Raw genomic sequence first — 21,573 nt, forward strand, 5'->3', positions numbered from 1 at the left:
ATGTTCGAGGACGCGTTCCGCGACGGCTGGGGATGGTGGGTCATCGCGCTCGCCGTGGGCGTGCCGGTGCTGCTGGTCGTCCTCACCGAGCTGATCAACGGGCTCCGTCGTCGCAACAATGCAGTCGCCGGGCCGCTGCGACTGCTGCGCAACGGCGTGATCCCGGTCGGTGCGCTGTTCGCCCTGTTGGCGTTCGCGATCCAGTCGCCCGCCGAGCAGGTGTGGACCCGTGTGGTCGCCACCGTGTTCGGGTTCCTGGTGATCCTGTTGCTGCTGTCGTCGTTCAACGTGGCGCTGTTCGCGCACGCCGCCGAGGACTCGTGGCGCAAGCGCATCCCGACGATCTTCGTCGAGATCGCCCGGCTGGTGCTCGTCGCGCTGGGCCTCGCCCTGCTGTTCTCGTGGGTATGGGATGCCGACGTGGGCGGTCTCTTCACGGCCCTGGGGGTCGGGTCGATCGTGATCGGCCTCGCGCTGCAGAACGCGGTGGGAGGTGTGATCTCGGGCTTGCTCCTGCTGTTCGAGCAGCCGTTCAAGATCGGGGACTTCCTCGATGCGGCGGGTGTTCGCGGGCGGGTCGTCGAGGTGAACTGGCGCGCGGTGCACATCGACACCGGCTCCGGCATCCAGATTGTGCCGAACTCCAGCCTCTCCGGTGCGTCGTTCACCAACCTCAGCGAGCCCGACGGGCCCTACTCCGCGTCGACCTCGGTGAAGTTCTCGACCGACGATCCGCCGCACGAGGTGATGGCGCTGCTCGTCGAGGTCGCCGACGCCCTGCCGATGAAGGTCGCGCGGGAACGGGCATCCGTCAGCTACTCCGGCGCCGGGGCATACGGCGTCGCGATCCCGGTGGCGGGGCCGTCGGATGCTTCGCGCGCCCTGTCGACGTACCTCTCCTGGCTCTGGTACGCCGCGCGCCGCCACGGCTTCGCGCTCGACGGCGACGCCACCGATCCGATCGCCGAGCCCGGGCGTCTCGCCGAGGCCCTGCGGTCGATCGCGTCGACACTGCACCTGCGCGACGACGACCTCGAGGCACTGCTCACGGCCTCGTCGCTCGAGCGCTACGGGGTCGGCGAGATCGTGCTGCCGAGCGGCGTCGTGCCCGACGAGGTGCGGGTCGTGGTGTCGGGCCGGGCGATCCTGTCGCTCGAGGTCGACGGCGGGCGGGTGGAGTTCGCGGCGGCCGAGAAGGGCGACATCATCGGGCAGACAGCCCTCACCCGCGAACGCACGCAGGCGGTCACCGTCGCCGGCGAGATCCTCACGGTCGTGGTGCTGCCGCTCGCGACGGTCGACGAGCTGATCCGCACGCGCCCGCGTCTGGCGGCGGAGATCGGGGAATCGCTCGAGCTCAAGCGCACGCTCGCCGCTGATCGGCTGGCCGCGCTGAGTCTGTCGCGGGGGTCGATCGGGTCGCGGTGAGGCGGAACAGGTCGCGGTAAGGCGAACGGCGCGACTCAGTGACGCTTTCGCGCGCCGCGGAGGCGCCCGATCCCGACGACGATGAGCGAGATGACGACGATCGCGGCCGCGATGGCGGCGACGTACAGGCCCACCGAGGCCCAGCTCGAGGTGTTCGGGTTGAGGAACGGGTACGGGTACCAGTAGGGCGTGGCGGTGAACGGGTCGGTGATGAACGGCCCGCGAACCAGTGTGTAGCCGCCCCACGCGAGCGGGAAGACCACGGCGGGGAGCGCGGTGCCCCAACCGAGTGCGCGGCGGCGGGGTGCGAAGAGAACGTCGAGCAGCATCACGATCGGGAGCACGACGTGCAGCGTCTCGCTCGTCCACGCCTCGGTCGCGCTGTGCGAGGGGATGTCGCGGAGCAGCAGGTTGTAGACGATGCCGGTCGTGATCATGTAGGTGCTCGCGTAGGCGAGCAGCACGGCGAGCCAGCGGGGTTCCGTGTCGTCGCTGCGGCGGGTGCGCAGCATCCACCCCGCGGCGATCAGCAGGACGATGGCCGCGATGAGACCGGAGAGCGTGGTGAAGAAACTGAAGAAGTTCGAGACCGCGGTGGGGATGTCGCGTCCCCATTCGGTCGTCGCCGCCTGGGCGGTCGCGATCTCGCGTGTGAGCTGCCGCGCGAGTGCCGCGAGCGCGAGTAGGGCGGCGACGATCCGCACGAAGGGCCACACAGTTTTCATCGTTCCTCCGACGTTCCGTGCTCGACACTCTGGCGGTCGAACCGTCGGACACCGTAGCCGTGAAATAGACGAACTCCGGCATCTCCGGGCGGTTTCCCACTCTGGACGCGGGCTTGTCGGAATATCGCTAAGTGGGGCGCCGAATTCGGGCGGATTCGGGCGGATTCGGCCGGATTCGCTATGGCGATCGGTATATCGACACGCCTGAGTCAGCCCCGCCGCCCCCACCGCAACCGCGTCACGAGCACACCCAGCAGGCAGAGCGCGCCGCCGAGGAACATCAGCGGGGTCGGCACTTCGCCGAAGATCGCCCACGACATCAGGATCGCGACCGCGGGCACGACGTAGGTCGTGGCGGAGGTCTGCCCCGCGGTGCTGCGCTGCAGCACGTAGGCCCAGGTCGTGAAGGCGATCGCCGTGGGGAAGATGCCGAGGTAGACGACCCAGAGGGTCGAGCCGAGGGGAGCGCTCTGCATCGCACCGATCAGGCTGCCCGTCCACGGCAGCAGCGCGACGGTGCCGGCCATCGCGCCGAGCCAGGTGAGCGTGGTCGCATCGGACCCGGCGCTCAGCAGATGCTTCTGCAGCAGCGTGCACCCTGCGTACATGACCGCGGCGAGCAGGGCCAGCAGCAGCCCTGTGAGATCGGGGCCCTCACCCTCGGCCGCCTGCGAGTTCATGCCGATCAGCACGACGCCGAGGAACGCGATCGGCGCCCCGATGATCAGCGGCTTCGGGAACCCCTCGCGCAGGAAGAGTCCGCTGAACACCACGACCATCAGCGGTGCGAGGTTCACCACCATCGCCGCCGTGCCCGCGTCGAGCGTGCGCTCGGCGGCGTTGAGCGCCAGGTTGTAGACGCAGAACCACCCGACGCCCCACACCGCGACCAGCCACCAGTGCCGGCGAGCGGGCAGACGGATGCCGTGGCGCACCGCGATGATCGCGAGAACGAGACTGCCGACCGCCATGCGCAGCAGCGCGAGCGCACCCGGGTCGAAGTGCGGACCCGCCCCGCGGATGCCGATGAACGCCGACGCCCAGAGCACGACCGTCACGAGGGCGGCGATCAGCACGAGCGGTCCCTGCCGGGGCTTCGTGCCCGGCAGGTCGCCGGTGAGGGGAGCGGTCTTCGACATCCTCCGATGGTGTCAGGGGCCTCCGACATCCGCGATGCGCGGGAGCGACAGCATCCGTCCATATCCCGCCAGGACCTCGCCGAAGGCGATGTCGGCCCCTTCGATAGGATGGGGGAGCCCGACAAGGGCCAGCTCATCAGCCGGTGCAAACCCGGCGAAAGCAAGGGGGACACCCATGCCAGGAATCGTTATCGTCGGCGTGCAGTGGGGCGACGAAGGAAAGGGCAAGGCCACCGATCTGCTCGGTGACCGCACCGACTGGGTCGTGAAGTTCAACGGCGGCAACAACGCCGGGCACACCGTCGTGGTGGGCAACGAGAAGTACGCCCTGCACCTGCTGCCCTCCGGCATCCTCTCCCCCGGCGTGACGCCGGTCATCGGCAACGGCGTCGTCGTCGACCTCGAGGTGCTCTTCCACGAGCTCGAGGCGCTCGGCGCCCGCGGCATCGACGTGTCGCGCCTGAAGGTGAGCGCCAACGCGCACATCATCACCCAGTACCACCGCACGCTCGACAAGGTCACCGAGCGCTTCCTCGGCAAGCGCATGATCGGTACCACCGGACGCGGCATCGGACCGGCCTACGCCGACAAGATCAACCGCGTCGGCATCCGCGTGCAAGATCTGTTCGACGAGAACATCCTGCGCCAGAAGGTCGAGGGTGCGCTCGACCAGAAGAACCACCTGTTGGTGAAGATCTTCAACCGCCGCGCCATCACGGTCGACGAGATCGTCGAAGACCTGCTCTCGTATGCCGAGCGGCTGCGCCCGCTGGTCGCCGACACCGGCTACCTGCTGGCCGAGGCGCTCGACCGCGGCGAGGTCGTCGTGTTCGAGGGCGGCCAGGCCACCATGCTCGACGTCGACCACGGCACCTACCCGTTCGTGACGTCGTCGTCGGCGACCGCGGGTGGCGCGGCCACCGGTTCGGGCGTCGGTCCCGGTGCGCTCGACCGCATCGTCGGCATCGTCAAGGCGTACACGACCCGCGTCGGATCGGGTCCGTTCCCGACCGAGCTCTTCGACGAGCAGGGCGAATGGCTGCGCTCGCGCGGCTTCGAGTTCGGCACCACCACCGGCCGTCCGCGCCGCGTCGGCTGGTACGACGCCCCGATCACCCGCTACGCCACGCGCGTCAACGGCATCACCGACCTCGTGCTCACCAAGCTCGACATCCTCACCGGACTCGAGCAGATCCCCGTGTGCGTCGCCTACGACGTCGACGGCGAGCGCTTCGACGAGGTGCCGGTCAACCAGACCGACTTCCACCACGCGACGCCGATCCTCGAGTACTTCCCCGGCTGGAGCGAAGACATCTCGGTCGCCCGCACCTTCGACGACCTGCCCAAGAACGCGCAGGACTACGTGCTCGCGCTCGAGAAGATGAGCAACACGCGCATCTCGGTCATCGGCGTAGGCCCGGAGCGCGACCAGGTGGTCGTGCGCCACGACCTCGTCGACTGACCCCGTGACCCGTTTCTGGCTCGGGGGCTACGGCCCCGAGATGGACGGCTCCGCCGAGGGGATCGGATTCCTTGCCGGAGACGACGGCCGCGAAGCCACGACGCTCGGCTACCGCGACCTCGCGGCGACGGCATCCTCGCCGTCGTGGTTGGCGCAGCATCCGGCGCTCGACGTCGTCTATGCGGCGCTCGAGCACGAGGGCGCGGTGCAGGCCTTCGTGCGCTCGGGCGAGGGATCGCTCGCCCCGCTCGGCGGCCCGGTGCAGGCGGGTGACGCCGTGTGCCACTTGGCCGTCTCGCGCGACGGGGCGACGCTGATCGCCAGCTGCTACGGCGACGGTCGGGTCGTGCGATTCGGCCTCGCGACCGACGGGCGCATCGTGCGGGCGAAGGCGGATGCTGCGGCGGCGCTGCGCGCGGCACTGTTCGGCGAGGACGAAGACCCCGACGCGGTGCGCGAGGAGCCGGGCGTGGGTGCGGCGGCATCCGATCCCTACGGTCTGCCCGCTCGCGCTTCGCACGCCCACTCGGCGGTGTTCCTGCCGGACGGGCGTATCGTCACGACCGACCTCGGCTTCGACCTCGTGCGCTTCTGGCGGCTGTCGGGCACCGGGCTGCGCCTCGACCACGAGGTGATCCTGCCGCTCGGCGTCGGTCCGCGTCACATGGTGGTGCACCCGAGCGGGCATCTGCACATCGTCACGGAGTACTCGTGCGAGGTGTTCACCCTCGCCGAGACCCCGAGCGGGTCGTGGGCCGTCGTGTCGTCGACCCTGTCGAGTCCCATCGCCGAGGTCGGCGTCGACTTCCCCGCCGAGCTCGCCCGCACCCGCGACGGCGCCTTCCTGTACACGGCTCTGCGCGGCAGCAACACGATCGCGGCGCTGCGCGTGCTCGGCGGAGGTGAGCGCCTCGAATCCATCGCGCTCGCCGACTCCGGCGTCGACTGGCCGCGACATCACCTGGTGTTCGAGGGCAAGCTCGTGGTCGCCGGGCAGCGGTCCGACTCGATCAGCCTGATCGACCTCGACGAGCGCACGGGCGCGCCCCTCGGCATCCGCCACCAGGCCCCCGCCGCGACGCCGACGCACATCCTGCCGGTGCGCTGACCCGGTCGCCGGGGCTTCGGTCCGGCTCGGCGTGTGTGCCCAACTCAGGAAGAACGCTCGGATTTCGCCGGATTCGGCTTGTTTCGGGCGGTTCTGTTTCGGTCCTTCCTGAGTTGGGTACGCCCTCGGCCGGAGAAGCGGTGCACAACTCCGGAGAATCGGTCCCGATCTGGCGGGTTTCGTACCCCCAGCGCCGGCGCGGCCCGGTTTCTCAGGAGTTGTGAACCCCGCGCGGCGCATACCGTACCCGGCGCGTCGGGGAACAACCACCCCGTGACACGACGTTGCTGTTCAGCGAGACTGTTGCGCGGAGAGGTGCGAAGCGATGACTGCAGACAAGACGAACGAGTACGACCTGATCGTGCTGGGCGGAGGACCGGTCGGCGAGAACGTCGCGGACCGCGCGGTGCAGGGAGGTCTCACGGCGATCATCGTCGAGAGCGAGCTGGTCGGCGGGGAGTGCTCGTACTGGGCGTGCATGCCGTCGAAGGCGCTGTTGCGCTCGGCCCAGGCGCTGCGCGCGGCCCAGCACGTCGCCGGCGCGAAAGAGGCGGTGACCGGTGCTCTCGACGTGCGTGCGGTCTTCGCGCGCCGCGACTCCTTCACGAGCAACTGGTCGGACGACGGCCAGGTGAAGTGGCTCGAGTCGGCGCACATCGATCTGGCCCGCGGGCACGGGCGCCTGACGGGCGAGCGCGAGGTCACGGTGACCGATGCCGACGGCGGCACGCGCGTGCTGCATGCCCGCCACGCGGTCGCGATCAGCACGGGTTCGGATGCCGTCGTGCCGCCGATCCCCGGTTTGCGCGAGGCTTCTCCGTGGACGAGCCGCGAGGCCACGAGCGCCGAGGAGCTTCCGGACTCGCTGGCCGTGATCGGCGGCGGTGTGGTCGCGGTCGAGATGGCGACGGCCTACGCCGCGCTCGGATCGACGGTCACCCTCATCGCACGCAGCGACCTGCTGGGCGGCATGGAGCCGTTCGCGGGCGAGCGCGTCGCGGCGGGGCTGCGCGAGCTCGGCGTCGACGTGCGGCTGAACACGGGCACGTCGGCCGTGTGGCGCGATGACGCCGGCGTCACGATCACCCTCGACGACGACAGCGAGGTCACCGCGAGCGAGGTGCTCGTGGCGACGGGGCGTTCGCCGCGCAGCGGCGACATCGGCCTCGAGACGGCGGGCCTCGAGCCCGGCACGTGGATCGAGGTCGACGACACCCTGCGGGTGCCCGGTTCGGACTGGCTGTACGCGGTCGGCGACGTCAACGGCCGGGTGCTGCTCACGCACCAGGGCAAGTACCAGGCGCGCGCGGCGGGCGATGTGATCGCCGCCCGGGCGAAGGATGAGCCGGTGGATGCCGACGAGTGGGGTCGCCACGCCGCCACCGCAGACCACGCCGCGGTTCCGCAGGTGACCTTCTCGATCCCCGAGGTGGGGTCGGTCGGGCTCACCGAGAAGGCCGCACGCGATGCGGGCCACGAGGTGAAGGTCGTCGACTACGACCTGGGCTGGGTGGCCGGGGCGAGCCTTTACGAGGACGGGTTCGAGGGGCAGGCCCGGCTCGTCGTCGACACCGCGCGCGACGTCGTGCTCGGTGCGACGTTCGTCGGCCCGGAGGTCGCCGAACTGGTGCAGGCCGCGACGATCGCGGTCGTCGGCGAGGTGCCGATCAAGCGCCTGTGGCACGCCGTGCCCTCGTATCCGACGGTGAGCGAGGTCTGGCTGCGCCTGCTCGAGGGCTACGGGCGGGCCTCGGCGTGAGCCGCCGGGCCGGGGCGTCGACGGAGGCGCTGCGGCATCCGATCCGAATCGGCCGACGCTCCGAACAGGGAGTGACGGCGGATGCTTCGCTGTGCGCTTTATTTCTCACATTGACGGCCGTGCGCACAACCCCCGCCGCAATGTCGGCGACCTCTTATACGCTCTAACCCACATCCCAGGAGGCAGAACCATGAAGGCTGTACTCGCAGGAACCGTGATCGCCGAGGCCGACGAAGCCGACCTCTTCCGCATCGAGGGCAACTGGTACTTCCCGCCGGCGTCGATCACGCCGGGCGCGCTCGTCGAGAGCCCGACGCCGTACACGTGCCCCTGGAAGGGTGCGGCGCAGTACTTCTCCGTCGAGGTCGACGGGGAGCTGCACAAAGACCTCGCGTGGTCGTACCCGACGCCGTACCCGACCGCTTTCGAGCGCGTCGGCGGCGACTTCTCGGGCTACGTCGCGTTCGACCCGAGCGTCGAGGTCTCGGCCTGACCGGCGACGGCATCCGCTCGTCGTCGTAGAACCCGCCGCACACATGCCCGCCATCGTCGCGCCCTGCATCGATCCCCCGACGGGAGACCACCCATGATCGAATTCCGCAACGTCACCAAGCAGTTCCCCGACGGCACCGTGGCCGTGAACGACTTCAGCCTGGTGCTGCCGTCGCGCAAGACGACGGTGTTCGTGGGCTCGTCGGGCTGCGGCAAGACGACGCTGCTGCGCATGATCAACCGCATGGTCGAGCCGACCTCGGGCGACGTCGAGATCGACGGCGAGAGCGTGCTCGGCGGCGACCCGGTGCAGCTGCGCCGTCGCATCGGCTACGTCATGCAGAACTCGGGGCTGATGCCGCACTTCACGGTGATCGACAATGTCTCGACCGTGCTGCGTCTGAACGGCGTGAAGAAGTCCGACGCTTATGCGCGCTCCCGTGAGCTGCTCGACACGGTCGGTCTCGACCAGAAGCTCGCCGAGCGTTACCCCAGCCAGCTCTCGGGCGGTCAGCAGCAGCGCGTGGGTGTGGCCCGCGGTCTCGCCGCCGACCCGAACATCCTGCTCATGGACGAACCGTTCGGCGCCGTCGACCCGATCGTGCGCGCCGATCTGCAGCAGGAGACCCTGCGGCTGCAGCACGAGCTCGACAAGACGGTCGTGTTCGTCACGCACGACATCGACGAGGCGTTCCTGCTCGGCGACCAGGTCGTCATCCTCGACAAGGGCGCGCGGGTCGTGCAGGTGGGCTCGCCGAGCGAGATCATCGAGAACCCGGCCGACGACTTCGTCGCCTCGTTCATCGGCGCGGACCGCGGGCGCCGCGCGCTGCACCTCAAGCAGACGCCGCAGGGCACCGTGGTCGTCGACTCCGAGGGGCGCACCCAGGGGGCGCTCGTCGCCGAGACCGAGCACGTCGACGGTCCGCTGGCGGGGCCGGATGCCGCTGCCCTCGGCGCCGTGCAGGGTGGTCAGCCGTGAACTGGGTCGTCAACAACTTCGGGCTGATCCTCGAGCTCACCGCGGTGCACCTGCGGCAGAGCATCGTGCCGATCGTGCTCGGGTTCGTCCTCTCGCTGCCCCTCGGCTGGGTGGCCTGGCGTTACCGACTCGTACGCGGCCCGATCATCGTTCTGACGGGTCTGCTGTACACGATCCCCTCGCTCGCGCTGCTGATCCTGCTGCCCGCCACGCTCGGCTACTCGGCGATCAGCGAGACGAACCTCGTGATCGCCCTGACGATCTACGCGATCGCGATCCTCGTGCGCGCCGTGTCCGACGGCCTCGACTCGGTCGACGACGATGTGCGCCAGGCGGCGACGGCCACCGGGTTCGCGCCCTTCCGCCGTTTCTGGGCGGTCGAGTTCCCGCTCGCCGGCCCCGTGATCCTCGCCGGACTCCGGGTGACCGCGGTCAGCACGATCTCGCTCGCCACCGTCGGCATCCTGATCGGCGTCACGAACCTCGGCTACCTCTTCACGAACGGCCTCGAACGGCGCATCATCGCCGAGGTCTTCGCCGGGGTGATCGCGGTCGTCGTCATCGCCCTCGTGATCGACCTGATCCTGCTGCTGATCGGCCGCGCGCTCATGCCGTGGACGCGGGCGGCCTCGAAGGCCACCGCGAGCCGCGCGATCGCCGTGGGGGCTCCCGCATGAACCTCTTCGTCGAAGCCTTCGCCTGGATCTTCGCCCCCGCCCAGTGGACCGGCACCTATGCGCTGCCCAAGCTGCTCGGCGAGCACCTCGCCCTCACCGCGATCTCGGTACTGATCGCCGCGGCGATCGCGATCCCGATCGGGTGGCTGATCGGGCACACGGGCCGCGGACGCGAGGTGGCGGTCGCCGTCTCGGGTGCCGCCCGCGCCATCCCCTCGTTCGGACTCATGGTGCTGCTCGTGCTCCTGCTCGGAGTGCTCCGCATCCCCGAGGCCGCGATCATCACCTTCGTGCTCCTCGCGATCCCCTCGCTGCTCGCCGGTGCCTACACCGGCCTCGAAGCGATCGATCGGCGCACGCTCGACGCCGCCAAGGCGATGGGCATGACCGGCTGGCAGGTGTTCTGGAAGGTCGAGGTGCCCCTCGGCCTGCCGCTGCTGGTCGGCGGCATCCGCTCGGCGCTCCTGCAGGTCATCGCGACCGTCACGATCGCCGCCTATGTGAACCTCGGCGGTCTCGGCTGGCCGATCATCCAGGGCATCCCGCTGCGCCGGTTCGACCAGGTGCTCGCGGGCGCGATCATCGTCGCGGTGCTCGCCCTGATCGTCGATCTGCTTCTCGCCACCGCGCAGCGCGCCGCCGTTCCCGCCGGGCTCCGTGGCGGTGGGCCCCGCGCCGACGGCAAGCGATCGAGCCGGACCGCGGCTTCCCGCACCGGCTCGGCCACGGCATCCGCCACCAGCTCCGAACCCGCACCCGCCACCGCCTGAGCACCGCCCGGCGTCATCCACCTGAATCCACAGCACTCGAAGTCCCAGCAGTTTCCAGAGAAGAGGAAATCCATGTTCACAGCACGAGGCAAGCGCTCCGTCCTCGCCGTCGGCCTTGTCGCCGCGGCCGCGCTCACCCTGTCGGCCTGCGGCGGAAGCAACCCGCTCGACGAGCCGTCCGACAGCGCCGGTTCCGGCAGCGGCGACACGATCGTCGTCGGCTCGCAGGCGTACTACTCGAACGAGATCATCGCCGAGATCTACGCCCAGGCCCTCTCGAACGCCGGTTTCGACGTCGAGACGCAGCTCAACATCGGTCAGCGCGACGCGTACATGCCCGAGGTCGAGTCCGGCGCGATCAACGTCTTCCCCGAGTACACGGGCAGCCTGCTCGAGTACCTGTCGAAGGACGGGGTCGACGTCACCAGCCCCGACGATGTCTACGCCGCCCTGCAGGACGCCCTGCCCGACAGCCTGACGGCTCTCGACTTCGCCGAGGCATCCGACCAGGACACCTACACGGTGCTCAAGAGCTTCGCCGACGAGTACGGCATCACCTCGATCGCCGACCTGTCGAAGGCTCCGTCGCCCGTCACCATCGGTGCGGCTCCCGAGTTCGAGCAGCGCCCGTACAGCCCGTCTGCGGCCAAGGATGTCTACGGCGTGGACCTGCAGTTCTCGGCCACCGGCCCGAGCACGCTCGAGTCGCTGCTCGCCGGCGAGATCCAGGTCGCCGACATCTACACCGCCGACCCGGCCTTCGAGACCGAAGACATCGTGGCCCTCGAAGACCCCGAGAACCTGATCATCTCGTCGAACGTCGTGCCGATCGTGTCGAGCGACATCGCCGACGAGGTCTCCGACGTGCTCAACGAGGTCAGCGCCAAGCTCACCGCCGAGGAGCTCGTGTCGCTGAACGTGCTCAGCACGGTCGACCAGCAGTCGTCGAAGGACATCGCCAAGAAGTGGCTCGAGGACCAGGGTCTGATCTGACCTCCTGACCGCATCACCGGAAGTGCCCGGGCCCGATGGGTCCGGGCACTTCTGCGTGTGCCCGGCATCCGTCCCGGCATCCGTCCCGGCATCCGTCCCGGCATCCGTCCCGGCATCCATCCCCGGCATCCGGGGACCCGTCGAAACCATCACCCCCGTCGAGACCCATCGTCACCGACGTGGCTCGTGGTGGGTTTCGGCGCGCGTGGTGGGTTTCGGCGCGACTCCGAGAGGGGATGCGCGAGGGGCGTGCGAGAGACGGGATCCGACGGAGGATCCGCCCCTGCTACACCCGGGCGTCCTGCCTCGGCACCCAGACCTGCTTGATGATGATGAGGATGGATGCCGCCACCGGCACCGCGACGAGAGCCCCGAGCAGACCGAGCAGCGTGCCCCCCGCGAGGGCGCCGATCACCACGAGCGAGCCGGGGATCGCGATCGCCTTGTTCATGACGCGCGGAGTGATGACGTACGCCTCGATCTGCATGTAGACGAGGTAGATCGCCGCGAAGATCAGCGCACCGAGCGGGTCGGTGAAGAGCGCGAGGCCCGTACCGATGATCCAGAACATCACCGATCCGACCAGCGGGATCAGCGTGATGCAGAACGCGACCGTCGCCATGAGCGGCGGGAACGGGAGCCCCAGGAACGTGTAGAGCAGCAGCGCGAGGATCGCATTGAAGAACGCGAGCACGACCATGCCCATCACGTACCCACCCACCGAATCGGTGATCTGGTCGGTGATGTCGCCGGCGCGGTCGCGGTCACGGGCGGGGATCAGGCGCAGCATGCTCTGCTTCATTCCCGGCAGAGTCGCCACGAAGTACAGGGTGAGCACGAGCACCACGATCACACCCGAGATCCCCGAGGCGATGGATGCTCCGACCTGCAGTGCGCCGCCGCCGATGCTGGCGATGTTGCCGGGGTCGGTGAGGAACTTCTGCACGTCGGCCACGAGGCCCTGGAACTGGTCGCCGAACTGGTCGTCGAGCGTGGCGTAGAGATCGCTGCGCTGGAAGTCGGCGATCATCCCGGGGACCGATCGCACGAAGCTCGCGATCTGCTCGATCACGATCGGCAGCACCATCCAGAGGATCAGCGCCACGACGACGATCAGCGACAGGATCACGATCACGACCGAGATCGCGCGGGAGAGCCCGCGGCGCTCGAGGAAGCGCACCGACGGATCGAGCCCGAGGGCGGCGAAGAGGGCGAGGGCGATGTAGATGAGCACGGTCGACAGGCTCGTGACCGCGAGCCCGAGAACGAGGGCGCCGAGACCGCCGAGCGTCACCAGGAAGCCGAAGACGAAGGGGCGATCGATGCGGGTCCAGAACGAGCGGCTCGGCGTCATCGGCTCGATCACGACGGCCCGCTGCGGGTGCGACGCAGCCGGCGCGCCCGACGCGTTCGCCGGTGCCGCGGCCGACGCCGCAGACGGAGCGGTCGCAGAGTCCGCGGCCGGCGAGTGCTCGTCCGCCGACGCGGCGTCGTCGGAGTGCCCGGATGCCGGCGGCTTCTCGTTGCTCATGTGCTCACGATAGCGGTGCCCGGCATCCGATCACCGGCGTTCGCTCGCGCTCTAGAGTGGAGGCATGACCGCGCCACAGGATCCGAAGGCCGAACTGCTGCGCCTGCGCGCCAGCATCGACAACATCGACGCCGCGCTGATCTTCATGCTCGCCGAGCGCTTCCGGGCGACTCAGCAGGTCGGTCATCTCAAGGCCGAGTACGACATGCCCGCCTCCGACCCCGGTCGCGAGGAGCAGCAGGTCGCCCGCCTGCGCGCGCTCGCCGAGGAGGCGCACCTCGACCCCGAGTTCGCCGAGAAGTGGTTCAACTTCGTGGTGGCCGAGGTCATCCGTCACCACACCGCGGCAGCCGAGTCACGCTGACCGAGCCAGCCGGCCAGACCGCCCGCCAACCCGTCGGTCAGACCGTGATCGTCCGACCCGTCTCGAGGCCCTCCACCGCGAGGGTGTAGGCGCGACCGATCTCGTCGTCGCCGACCGGGCGGTGACCGGCGAACAGCCGGTGATAGCCGGGGGAGTTCTCGAGCACGTCGGGCGAGACCGCGTTGATGCGGATGCCGCGGGGCGCCTCGGCGGCCGCCGTGATCACGAACGACTCGAGCGCACCGTTGGCCATCGCGGCCGCCGCGCCGGTGGCGATCGGGTCGCGCGACAGCACGCCGCTGGTGAGCGTGACCGATCCGCCGTCGCGCAGGTGCGTGATCGCCTGACGCACGACCTCGATCTGCGGAAGCGTCTTGCCGAGGAACGCCGCCGTGTAGTCGTCGCGGTCGAGTTCGGTGAGGTGCTTGAACGGCACGGAGCCCGCCGCCACGACCACGGCGTCGATGTCGTTCACCTCGACGAACAGGGCGGCGATCGACGCGGCATCCGCCAGATCGACGCGCACCTCGCCGGTGCGCGACGCGCGGATCACCTCGTGCCCGCGGGATTCGAGCGTGCCCGAGACGACGCGGCCGATGCTTCCGGATGCTCCGATGACGACGATCTTCATGACCCCAGTCTTTCACCGCAGACGGACGAAGGGCCCGGCGTTCCCCGTCCGCCGGACCCTTCCGAGGTCATCACGGAGCCGAGCCGCGGTGATCTCTGAGCAGTCGGTGCCGGTCGTCGCCCTCCCGCACTCCCCAGTGCACGGATGAACCCCCCTCGACCGCGTCCTCCCGACTCCGGTGCTCGGAGCCTCCCGCGTTCGACACCTTCCGAAGAACAGGAGCGCCTCGCGCCCCTCGTGATACATCGCGTCGAGAAAAACTCGAAAAACCTCAGAACCCGGCGCCGTGGCACTGGAACGGCGCCCGATGCCCGGTCTCCTGCGCGGCGACGGCGAGGGCGGGCGCGGGGTCCATGCCGTCGGCGAGGTGTCCGTGCACCGTGGCGAGCAACTCGCACGCGACGTCGTCGGGCACGGTGACGGGGGCGGCGATCACGCAGCGGGTGCCGGCGTGCAGCCACACCCGCGTCATGCCGAGCGCCTCCTCGCCCCAGCGCACCGCCGAACGGCCCAGCTCGCACGCCGAGAGGATGACCGTCTCGGGGGCCGTCGGGATCAGGTCGACGTCGTAACCGAACAGCGTGCCGTCGGCGAGCTCGAAGCCCGAGAACAGGGGGTTGTCGGCGGAGTGCCGCCCGTGCGCGGCGATGTGCAGCAGATCGGACGCCCCGGCCAGCTCGGTCACGGCCGACACCGTCGCCTCGCCTCCGAGGAGCGTGGGGGTCGCGGCATCCGTCGTCGCCCAGGCCGCGCGTGCGCGTTGCACCTCTTCCCCGGCGCGGGGCACGCGCGGACCGGTGGCGAAGCCGATGCGTTCCGGGCGACGACCCGTCGCGCGGCGGGTGCGCACCTCGGCCCAGCGCGACGCCGAGGTCGCGACCGTGAAGGGCACGCCGTGCATGCCGGGCAGCATCGCCCACGGCACACCGGCCAGTACGCCGGGCAGGGTGATGACGATGCGCTGCGCATCCGCCGGGTTCACCGCGGCGCGCACGGGGGTGAGGAGCTCGTTGTCGAGGGTCTGCAGGCGCACGGCCAGCGAGCGCTCGATCAGCGCGGACAGGGGGCCGCCCCGGGTGAGGGCGGCGACGTCGAGGTCGGCACGGAGCCCGTCCATCGCGGCGCGCACGCGCGGCCACGACAGGTCGACGACCGTTGCTCCGGATGCCGTCGTCGCCACGCACAGCAGCTCATCGCCCGTGTAGAGGTACGCGAGCAGTGCCGTGCCGGGGTCGAGGTGCGCGCGGGCGCCGGGGAGATCGAGGCGCCCGCGGGTCTCCCCGGCGCCGGTCGCCGCCCACTGCCGCTCGCGCACCCGGTCGCGCAGCACGCGCACGCGGGCGTCGGTCGTCCAGTCGGCACCGGCGAGGTCGGCGCGCAGCATCCGCAGCTCGGCGAGATCGGATGCCTGTGCGTCGTCGACCGGCGGACGCACCGGCGCGACCTGGTGGCTGAGGTGACGGGCGCGCTCCGCCCACTCGAACAGCACGGCGGGGTCGCGCGTCCTCGCCGCCGCCCGAAGGCCCGCGAACATCAGATCCGTGCCGTGCATCGCGACGGACGCCTGCAGGTCGAGCGCGCCGAACGACTGCTGCCACGAGGTGAGCAGGTCGAGTCCCTCGGTCGCCGCGCGCAGGGCCGCCGTGTGGCGACCGCCCGCCGCCGCCCGGGCGGCGCGCACCTCGTGCGCCCTCAGCCGCAGCGGGGTGGGGGCGCTCGCATCGACGCGCGGCATCCGTCCGCTGCCGTCGCGGCGCGCGTCGAGGCGCAGGGCGGTCGCCTCGGTGCGGAAGCCGCCGTGCGCGAGAGCGGATGCCGTGCGCTCGATGTCGTCGTCGATGCGCGCACTGCGGCTCGAGGGCCGTGTGCGCAGCCGCGACTCGAGGCGCACGGCGTCGGCGCGCGCCGCCCAGCCCGCGCTGCCGAGGGCGGCGAAGCGGCGGGCCGCGGTGCGTGCCATGCGCTCGGCCGCCACCGGGTCGTGCCGCATCAGGGAACGCGACAGGTGGAACTCCGCCTCGCCCCGGGCCTGCGGCATCCGCTGCGCCCCGAACTGTCCGGCCACCCGGGCGAGCAGGGTCTCGGCCTCGGTCGTCAGCCCGGCATCGCGCAGCACCTCGGCGCGGTCGAGGTCGCTGATCGCCGTCGCGAGGTCGCTGGTCGCCGCGAACACCGGGCGTGAGGCGGTCATGAGCGACAGCGCGGTCACGAGGTCGCCACCGAGCAGCGCCGCGTAGCCGAGGTTGTGGCGGGCCTCGGCGAGGGGTTCCTCGTCGCCGTTCGCCTCGTAGACCGCGACGGCCCGGTGCAGGTCATCGGTCGATGCCGCGAGCTCGTGCCGCTGCATCCGCACCATCGAACGGTTCATGAGGCAGTTCGCGAGCTCGGTGCTCTCGTCGCCGGTCGCCCCGAGCGCGTCGATCGCGCGGCTGAGCATGACCTCGGCCTCGGCGAGGGTGCCGCCGTGCATGAGCAGCGTGCCGAGCTGCCCGCTCAGCAGTGCGACGGTCGCGTCGCTGAGCCCCGCGCGATCGAGCGCCTCGCGGCACAGCTGCTCGGCCTCGGACGGATGCCCGGTCTGCGCCTGCACGTACGCCCGGGTGCCGTCGATCCGTGCCCGCAGGTCGGCGTCATCGGTGCGGGCCGCGGCGTCGTCGAGGGCGCGACGGGCCGCCGCGAACCGTCGGGCGTTGGCCGCTTCGACCCCGCGCCGGTGCAGTTCGCTCGCGGACAGGGGCATCCCCCCAGAATGCCGGGTCGCGGCACCCGGGGGGAAGTCCTGTCGCCGGCTGGCTGGGACCCGTCGACAGTCTCAGGGCCCCAGCCGATGCCCCAGGGGGAGGCCTAGTCGACGGGTGAGGGGAGGTCGGCGACCACCGAGGTCACGGCGGCGTCGACGGCATCCGCGTCGACATCCGCCACCGAGACCTCGCCCAGGAGCGCGGCGATCCGGCCCGCGACGTACGGTGCCGCGAACGACGTGCCGCTCCACACCGCGAAGCCGCCGCGGTAGTCGTCGGGATCGATCGTCTCGCGCCGCAGCCCGTCGATATCGGCCCGCGTCATCGCCTGCTGACCGCCCACGAACGCCGGCGACGTGCTGACGACCGCGGCCCCCGGGGCGTACAGCCGCACCCACGGTCCGACGTTCGAGAACAGCGCCACCGACCGGGCCGAGGGGTTGAGCGCCCCGACCGAGACGAGCGGCGCCCAGCGGTCGCGGGCGATGCCGTTGTCGGCCCCCGGCCACGCCCACAGCGACGCGGGGAACGACGGGCGGTCGATCGCATCGTTGCCGGCCGAGCACACCACCACGCAGCCGAGCTCCCGCGCCTTGGCGAGCAGCGCGTAGAGGGTGCGGCTGTAGAGACCGTCCTCCGGGGTCTCGTGGTAGTACCCGAGCGACAGGTTGAGCACGTCGATCGGATGCCCCGTCTTCGGGTCCTCGCGATACCTCCGCAGCAGCTCGATCACCTGCGCGAGCGTCGTCAGCAGGTCGCTCTCGTCGACCACTCCGAGCGCCCCGGCGACGCGCACCGAGAGGATGTCGGCATCCGGAGCGGTCTGGCGCACGATGCCCGCGATGAACGTGCCGTGCCCCGCGACCGCGTCGATCTCACCGTCGAGCTGCCCGTAGAGGTCGGGGTAGCGCTCGGGATCCGCGTCGTCGGTCAGGCCGATCGGGACCCCGTCGAGCTCGACGTGCCGGGTGACGATGTCATCGGGCAGCCAGTCGTGCACTCCGCAGCCGGTGTCGAGCACCGCCACCACGGGGCGCCGGCCCGTCGTCGGGTCGGGTCCGCGCCGGGGCGCAGGGCCCAGCCAGCTCACCGGCTGCCGCGCGCCGCGACCCGGCTCGAGGTAGTCGTCGCTGCCGCCCGCGCCGGCCCCGCGCACGGGATTCGTGCGGCTGAACGGGTTGGTGCGGCTGAACGGGTTCGTGCGGCTGAACGGATTGAGGCCGACCGGATCGATCGACAGCACGTGCTCGAGGCTCGTGCGCGGCATGGTCGAGCGCGACATGCGGCGGGCGCGCTGCAGCACGCGCCAGGCATCCGGAGCGACCGGGGATTCGCCGCCGGTCGGCTCTTCGGGGGTGGTCAGGCGCGCGCGGAGGAAGCCGGGGACGCCGGGCAGCAGCTCGCCGGCATTCTCACGATCGGATGCCTCGATCTCGAGCGTCCATCCGAAGGAGTCGGCCGCGTCGCGCAGCGTGCGCAGCTCGCGGTCGTACTCCTCCCCGTTCTCGAGGTCCTGCGTGATCAGCAGGCGCGTGGGCAGGTACGCGGTGGGGAACGCGCGGATGCCGTCGACCGGCTCCACACTCGGATCCAGCGCCGTGCCGCGCCTGATCGATCCCTCCGCCCGGTCCTGCCAACTCCACCCTCTCGGCTGCTCCATGCGTCATCCCTTCCTGCGCGGGTCCTTCCCCGCGTTCCATTCCCGGTGCCCGTCGGGTCGGCGGGCACCGCCACAGCTCACAGCGGTTACAGCGATCTACAGCGGTACAGCGATCTACAGCGGTACAGCGATTACGGCGATACAGCGGTCAAAGCGTCACGGCGTCACGGCGTCACGGTGGTCAGAGTTCGAAACGCGGCGTCGCGAGAGTGCGCGCCTCGCCGCCGACCGTTGTGGTCAGGCGCACCGTGGTCATGCCCGCGGGGACCTCGTCGAACACGAACCGTCCGGTCTCGGCGGGTGCGGTCGTGCGGATCGTCTCGCCCGCCGAGCCCTCCTCGCCCTGCGCGAGCACGATCTCGGCGGCCGCCGTGTCGACCCACCCGTCGACGCGGCGCAGGCCGCCCGCGCTCGCCGTGGCGTGCAGCAGGATGCTCGTCGTGCCGTCGCTGAACTGCAACGTCAGGGCATCCGTGTCTCCGCGCACCGCGCCGAGCCGGTCCTCGATGAGCGTGAGCAGCGCGTACTCCTGGTTCAGTCCGTCCGCGGCGACGGCCGCGATCATCCGATCGACGAGGGTGTCGGGCACCGGGTCGGCATCGCGCCACATCGCCCGCAGCTCGGCGAACAGGGCGTCGTCGTGGGCGCTCATGCGATCCCCTCCGCCCGCGGGGCGGTGTCGAGAAGCGAGCGCAGTTTCGCCAGGCACCGCTGCCGGGTCGGGCCGATGCTCCCCACCGGCATCGCGAGATCCTGGGCGAGGCGGGCGTAGTCCGGGCGGTCCTCGAACGCGACCACCCGCAGCAGACGCTGGCACCGTTCGGCCAGTCGACGCACGGCGTTCCAGAGTTGCCGCCGCTCATCCGCGATCGCCGCCCGCTCCTCGGCCGAGTCCTGCACCGGCAGAAGGGCGTCGAGGTCGTCGGCATTCGTCGTGTCGACGCGTCCGTGGGCCTTGCCCACGCGCCAGGCCTCGCGGCGGGCGGTCGTCGTGAGCCAGGCCGACACCGCCTGCGCGTCGGAGATCGCGGCGTGACCGCGCACCAAACGCATCCATGTGGTCTGCACCACGTCTTCGGCGAGTGTGCGCTCGAGTCCATACGCCCGGACGACATGCCACAGCACGGGCGTCATCAAGCGGACGAGCCCGTCCATCGCGCGACCGTCGCCCTCGCGCCATGCGTCGAACAGGTTCGCCGCATGCTGCCAGCGAGGGGGACCGTCGTCCGACGCAGGATCGAGCGCGGTGCCGGGAGCACCGTCGATCATGAAAGACATTGTGAGCACACCTACCAGGAGCACGGCAAGAGGTTTCTGATACATGACGTGATTGGTCGGAGTCCAGGAATTCGGGGAGCGGATGCCGTCATGCCGGGCCGATACGGTGGACGGGTGACCCTTCTCGCCGTCATCCTGTTCCTCAACGCCGCCTTCAACGCGATCGCGTGGCCGCAGTTCCTCCGCCGGGTCGCGAAGGACCCGCGTGCCAAGGACGCGAACGGCAAGGCCACGAAGTTCCTGATCGTGCACATCGTGCTGATCTCGATCGCGCTGACCCTCGCCCTGCTCTCACTGCTCGCCGGCATCGCCGCGCTCACGGGCGCGCTGTAACTCGGGCGCCGAGGAATTCGGGCATCCGTTCGTCGAGACCCATCGATCGCGCCGAGACCCATCGTCCGCGACGTCGATAGGGGTGGGTCTCGACGGTTCCGGTGGGTTTCGAGGCGCAGGCGGATGCCGAGGGCTCAGGCCTCGTAGCGGCGGGCGTGCTCGGCCCACCGCGCCTCGACCGGCAGGGCGCGCAGTGCGCGGTTGCCGGTCGCCAGCGCGACCGCGACCGTGCAGAGCGCCGCGCAGACCAGGATCGTGTTCTGACGGCCGATCCAGGCGAGTCCGAATCCGGCGATCAGCGGTCCGAGCGGCATCGCCCCCATGCCCAGCACCCCGGCGGCGCTGTTCGCGCGCCCGAGCAGGCGGCTCGGGGTCGCGACCATGAAGTAGCCCATCATCCCGGCGTTGAGGGCGGGCACGAGCAGCACCGCCGCGCCGAGCACGGCGATGATCGCCCACGGTTCGACCATCCATGACAGCGCGACGGTGGCGACCGCGACCACCGAGAGGGCGGTGATGGTCAGGATGCCGGCGCCGATGCGCGGAACCAGCAGCGGGGCGATCACAGCTCCGACCAGCATCACGCCCCCGACGCCGGCGCTCAGGGCGCCGATCAGCAGTTCGGAGTGCCCGGCCTGCTGCAGCGCGTAGATGGTCGTGGTGATCGCGGCGTTGAAACCGAGGTTCACGATCGTGGTGATGGCGAGAACTCCGCCGAGATCCGGGCGGGAGAACAACCAGCGGAACGCCTCGCCCATTTCACGGACTCCGCTGCGAAAACCCGGACCGCCCGCGGCATCCGCGGCGTGTCTGAGCGCGACGTGCCGAGCATCCGTCTGTTCGTCTCCGTTTTCGCGCGTCGTGCGCGAGCCGCCCCGCGCGAGCACCCACGCGGTGCCCGCGGCGATCAGATGGCAGAGCGTCATGACGAGGCCGACCAGCCACCCTCCGACGCCGAGCAGCACACCGCCGAGCGGTCCGCCCGCGAGCTGCAGCGCGGCATCCCGCCCCTGGTTGGCGGCCTGCGCGCGGCCCATGGCGTCGTCGGGAACGATCTCTTTCAGCGCGCTCTCGCCAGCCACGTCGAAGAGTCCGCTGCGTGCCGCGAGCAGCAGATTGATCGCGAACAGTGCGCTGAAGGTGAGCGCCTCGCTCGCCGCGAGCAGGGTGAACGCCGTGGCGAGCGCGATACCGAGCAGTGAGCCGACGAGCATCAGCACGACGCGGCGGTGGCGATCGGCGAGCACCCCGCCGACCAGGGTCGTGAGCAGGCGGGCGACGAGTCCGGCCCCCGCGATGATGCCGGCCTGCGCGGGGTCGTCGGTGACGATGAGGGCGAGGAGCGGGATCGCGAAGCCCGACAGGGCGGCGGCGAGGCCCTTGCTCGTGTCGCTCACGAGCCAGGTGAGATAGCGGGTGTTCCGCCACAGGCGGTGCGGGGCGGTCGCGGTGGTCATGGCTCGATGGTAGATCCGCAAGAAAAGTTGCGCAACTACTATT

Annotated in this window: 20 protein-coding genes; 11 read left to right on the forward strand and 9 right to left on the reverse strand. The window is 70.6% G+C overall.

Translation table 11 applies throughout. The features are described 5' to 3' along the window. A complete protein-coding gene (locus ACZ5Y9_RS02180; RefSeq protein ID WP_464472137.1) occupies positions 1–1,428 on the forward strand; it encodes a mechanosensitive ion channel domain-containing protein in 1,428 nt (475 codons plus the stop codon). A 35-nt stretch (positions 1,429–1,463) separates the two neighbouring features. On the opposite strand, the gene ACZ5Y9_RS02185 is transcribed toward ACZ5Y9_RS02180, so the two are convergent. Continuing rightward, positions 1,464–2,153 carry a Pr6Pr family membrane protein gene (locus ACZ5Y9_RS02185; protein WP_464472138.1) on the reverse strand — a complete coding sequence of 230 codons (690 nt, stop codon included), beginning with the start codon at positions 2,151–2,153 and terminating at the stop codon, positions 1,464–1,466. Positions 2,154–2,362: 209 nt separating this feature from the next. Continuing rightward, on the reverse strand, positions 2,363–3,292 hold the full coding sequence (locus ACZ5Y9_RS02190; RefSeq protein WP_464472139.1) for a DMT family transporter: 930 nt from the start codon (positions 3,290–3,292) through the stop codon (positions 2,363–2,365). Between the two features lie 175 nt (positions 3,293–3,467). Between ACZ5Y9_RS02190 and ACZ5Y9_RS02195 the strand changes: the two genes are divergently transcribed. The 8 genes from ACZ5Y9_RS02195 (at position 3,468) to ACZ5Y9_RS02230 (ending at position 11,535) form a co-directional block, all read left to right on the forward strand. Beyond that, positions 3,468–4,754, forward strand: a complete 1,287-nt coding sequence (locus tag ACZ5Y9_RS02195; RefSeq protein ID WP_247623921.1) for an adenylosuccinate synthase — start codon at positions 3,468–3,470, stop codon at positions 4,752–4,754. Between the two features lie 4 nt (positions 4,755–4,758). Continuing rightward, complete coding sequence (locus ACZ5Y9_RS02200) at positions 4,759–5,862, forward strand: lactonase family protein (RefSeq protein ID WP_464472140.1); 1,104 nt, start codon at positions 4,759–4,761, stop codon at positions 5,860–5,862. A 325-nt stretch (positions 5,863–6,187) separates the two neighbouring features. After that, positions 6,188–7,621, forward strand: coding sequence for a dihydrolipoyl dehydrogenase family protein (locus tag ACZ5Y9_RS02205; RefSeq protein WP_247623919.1), 1,434 nt, complete (start codon positions 6,188–6,190; stop codon positions 7,619–7,621). A 190-nt stretch (positions 7,622–7,811) separates the two neighbouring features. Continuing rightward, positions 7,812–8,114, forward strand: coding sequence for a DUF427 domain-containing protein (locus ACZ5Y9_RS02210; protein WP_336641318.1), 303 nt, complete (start codon positions 7,812–7,814; stop codon positions 8,112–8,114). A gap of 93 nt (positions 8,115–8,207) precedes the next feature. After that, positions 8,208–9,095 carry an ABC transporter ATP-binding protein gene (locus ACZ5Y9_RS02215; RefSeq protein WP_247633313.1) on the forward strand — a complete coding sequence of 296 codons (888 nt, stop codon included), beginning with the start codon at positions 8,208–8,210 and terminating at the stop codon, positions 9,093–9,095. Further along, the gene (locus ACZ5Y9_RS02220) at positions 9,092–9,772 is read left to right on the forward strand and encodes an ABC transporter permease (protein ID WP_247623916.1); all 681 of its coding nucleotides are present in this window, start codon (positions 9,092–9,094) and stop codon (positions 9,770–9,772) included. Before ACZ5Y9_RS02215 ends, ACZ5Y9_RS02220 begins: the two co-directional genes overlap by 4 nt. Next, the gene (locus ACZ5Y9_RS02225; RefSeq protein WP_404596881.1) at positions 9,769–10,542 is read left to right on the forward strand and encodes an ABC transporter permease; all 774 of its coding nucleotides are present in this window, start codon (positions 9,769–9,771) and stop codon (positions 10,540–10,542) included. The genes ACZ5Y9_RS02220 and ACZ5Y9_RS02225 overlap by 4 nt, the downstream gene beginning before the upstream one ends. A 72-nt stretch (positions 10,543–10,614) precedes the next feature. Then, positions 10,615–11,535 (forward strand): ABC transporter substrate-binding protein, encoded by a 921-nt coding sequence (locus ACZ5Y9_RS02230; RefSeq protein WP_247623914.1) that lies wholly within the window; start codon positions 10,615–10,617, stop codon positions 11,533–11,535. Positions 11,536–11,821: 286 nt separating this feature from the next. Here ACZ5Y9_RS02230 and ACZ5Y9_RS02235 read toward each other — a convergent pair whose 3' ends face one another. Continuing rightward, entirely contained in the window at positions 11,822–13,066 is a 1,245-nt protein-coding gene (locus ACZ5Y9_RS02235) for an AI-2E family transporter (protein WP_464472141.1), read from the reverse strand. Positions 13,067–13,130: 64 nt separating this feature from the next. Between ACZ5Y9_RS02235 and ACZ5Y9_RS02240 the strand changes: the two genes are divergently transcribed. Then, the gene (locus ACZ5Y9_RS02240; protein ID WP_247623912.1) at positions 13,131–13,430 is read left to right on the forward strand and encodes a chorismate mutase; all 300 of its coding nucleotides are present in this window, start codon (positions 13,131–13,133) and stop codon (positions 13,428–13,430) included. Between the two features lie 37 nt (positions 13,431–13,467). On the opposite strand, the gene ACZ5Y9_RS02245 is transcribed toward ACZ5Y9_RS02240, so the two are convergent. The 5 genes from ACZ5Y9_RS02245 to ACZ5Y9_RS02265 form a co-directional block, all read right to left on the reverse strand. Beyond that, on the reverse strand, positions 13,468–14,061 hold the full coding sequence (locus tag ACZ5Y9_RS02245; RefSeq protein ID WP_247623911.1) for a short chain dehydrogenase: 594 nt from the start codon (positions 14,059–14,061) through the stop codon (positions 13,468–13,470). 271 nt (positions 14,062–14,332) lie between these two features. Then, a complete protein-coding gene (locus ACZ5Y9_RS02250) occupies positions 14,333–16,801 on the reverse strand; it encodes a CHAT domain-containing protein (protein WP_464472142.1) in 2,469 nt (822 codons plus the stop codon). Positions 16,802–16,905: 104 nt separating this feature from the next. Next, positions 16,906–18,462, reverse strand: a complete 1,557-nt coding sequence (locus ACZ5Y9_RS02255) for a S8 family peptidase (protein ID WP_247633307.1) — start codon at positions 18,460–18,462, stop codon at positions 16,906–16,908. A 181-nt stretch (positions 18,463–18,643) separates the two neighbouring features. Next, positions 18,644–19,114: a hypothetical protein gene (locus ACZ5Y9_RS02260; protein WP_464472143.1), complete on the reverse strand. Its 471-nt coding sequence runs from the start codon at positions 19,112–19,114 to the stop codon at positions 18,644–18,646. Next, entirely contained in the window at positions 19,111–19,731 is a 621-nt protein-coding gene (locus tag ACZ5Y9_RS02265) for an RNA polymerase sigma factor (RefSeq protein WP_464472144.1), read from the reverse strand. The genes ACZ5Y9_RS02260 and ACZ5Y9_RS02265 overlap by 4 nt, the downstream gene beginning before the upstream one ends. Positions 19,732–19,830: 99 nt before the next feature. Here ACZ5Y9_RS02265 and ACZ5Y9_RS02270 point away from each other — a divergent pair, with 99 nt between their 5' ends. Beyond that, positions 19,831–20,073, forward strand: coding sequence for an SCO4848 family membrane protein (locus ACZ5Y9_RS02270; protein WP_247957355.1), 243 nt, complete (start codon positions 19,831–19,833; stop codon positions 20,071–20,073). A gap of 134 nt (positions 20,074–20,207) precedes the next feature. Here ACZ5Y9_RS02270 and ACZ5Y9_RS02275 read toward each other — a convergent pair whose 3' ends face one another. Continuing rightward, a complete protein-coding gene (locus ACZ5Y9_RS02275) occupies positions 20,208–21,530 on the reverse strand; it encodes an MFS transporter (protein ID WP_464472145.1) in 1,323 nt (440 codons plus the stop codon). Positions 21,531–21,573: the final 43 nt, after the last annotated feature.

It is taken from the genome of Microbacterium sp. T3-8, assembly GCF_055398145.1.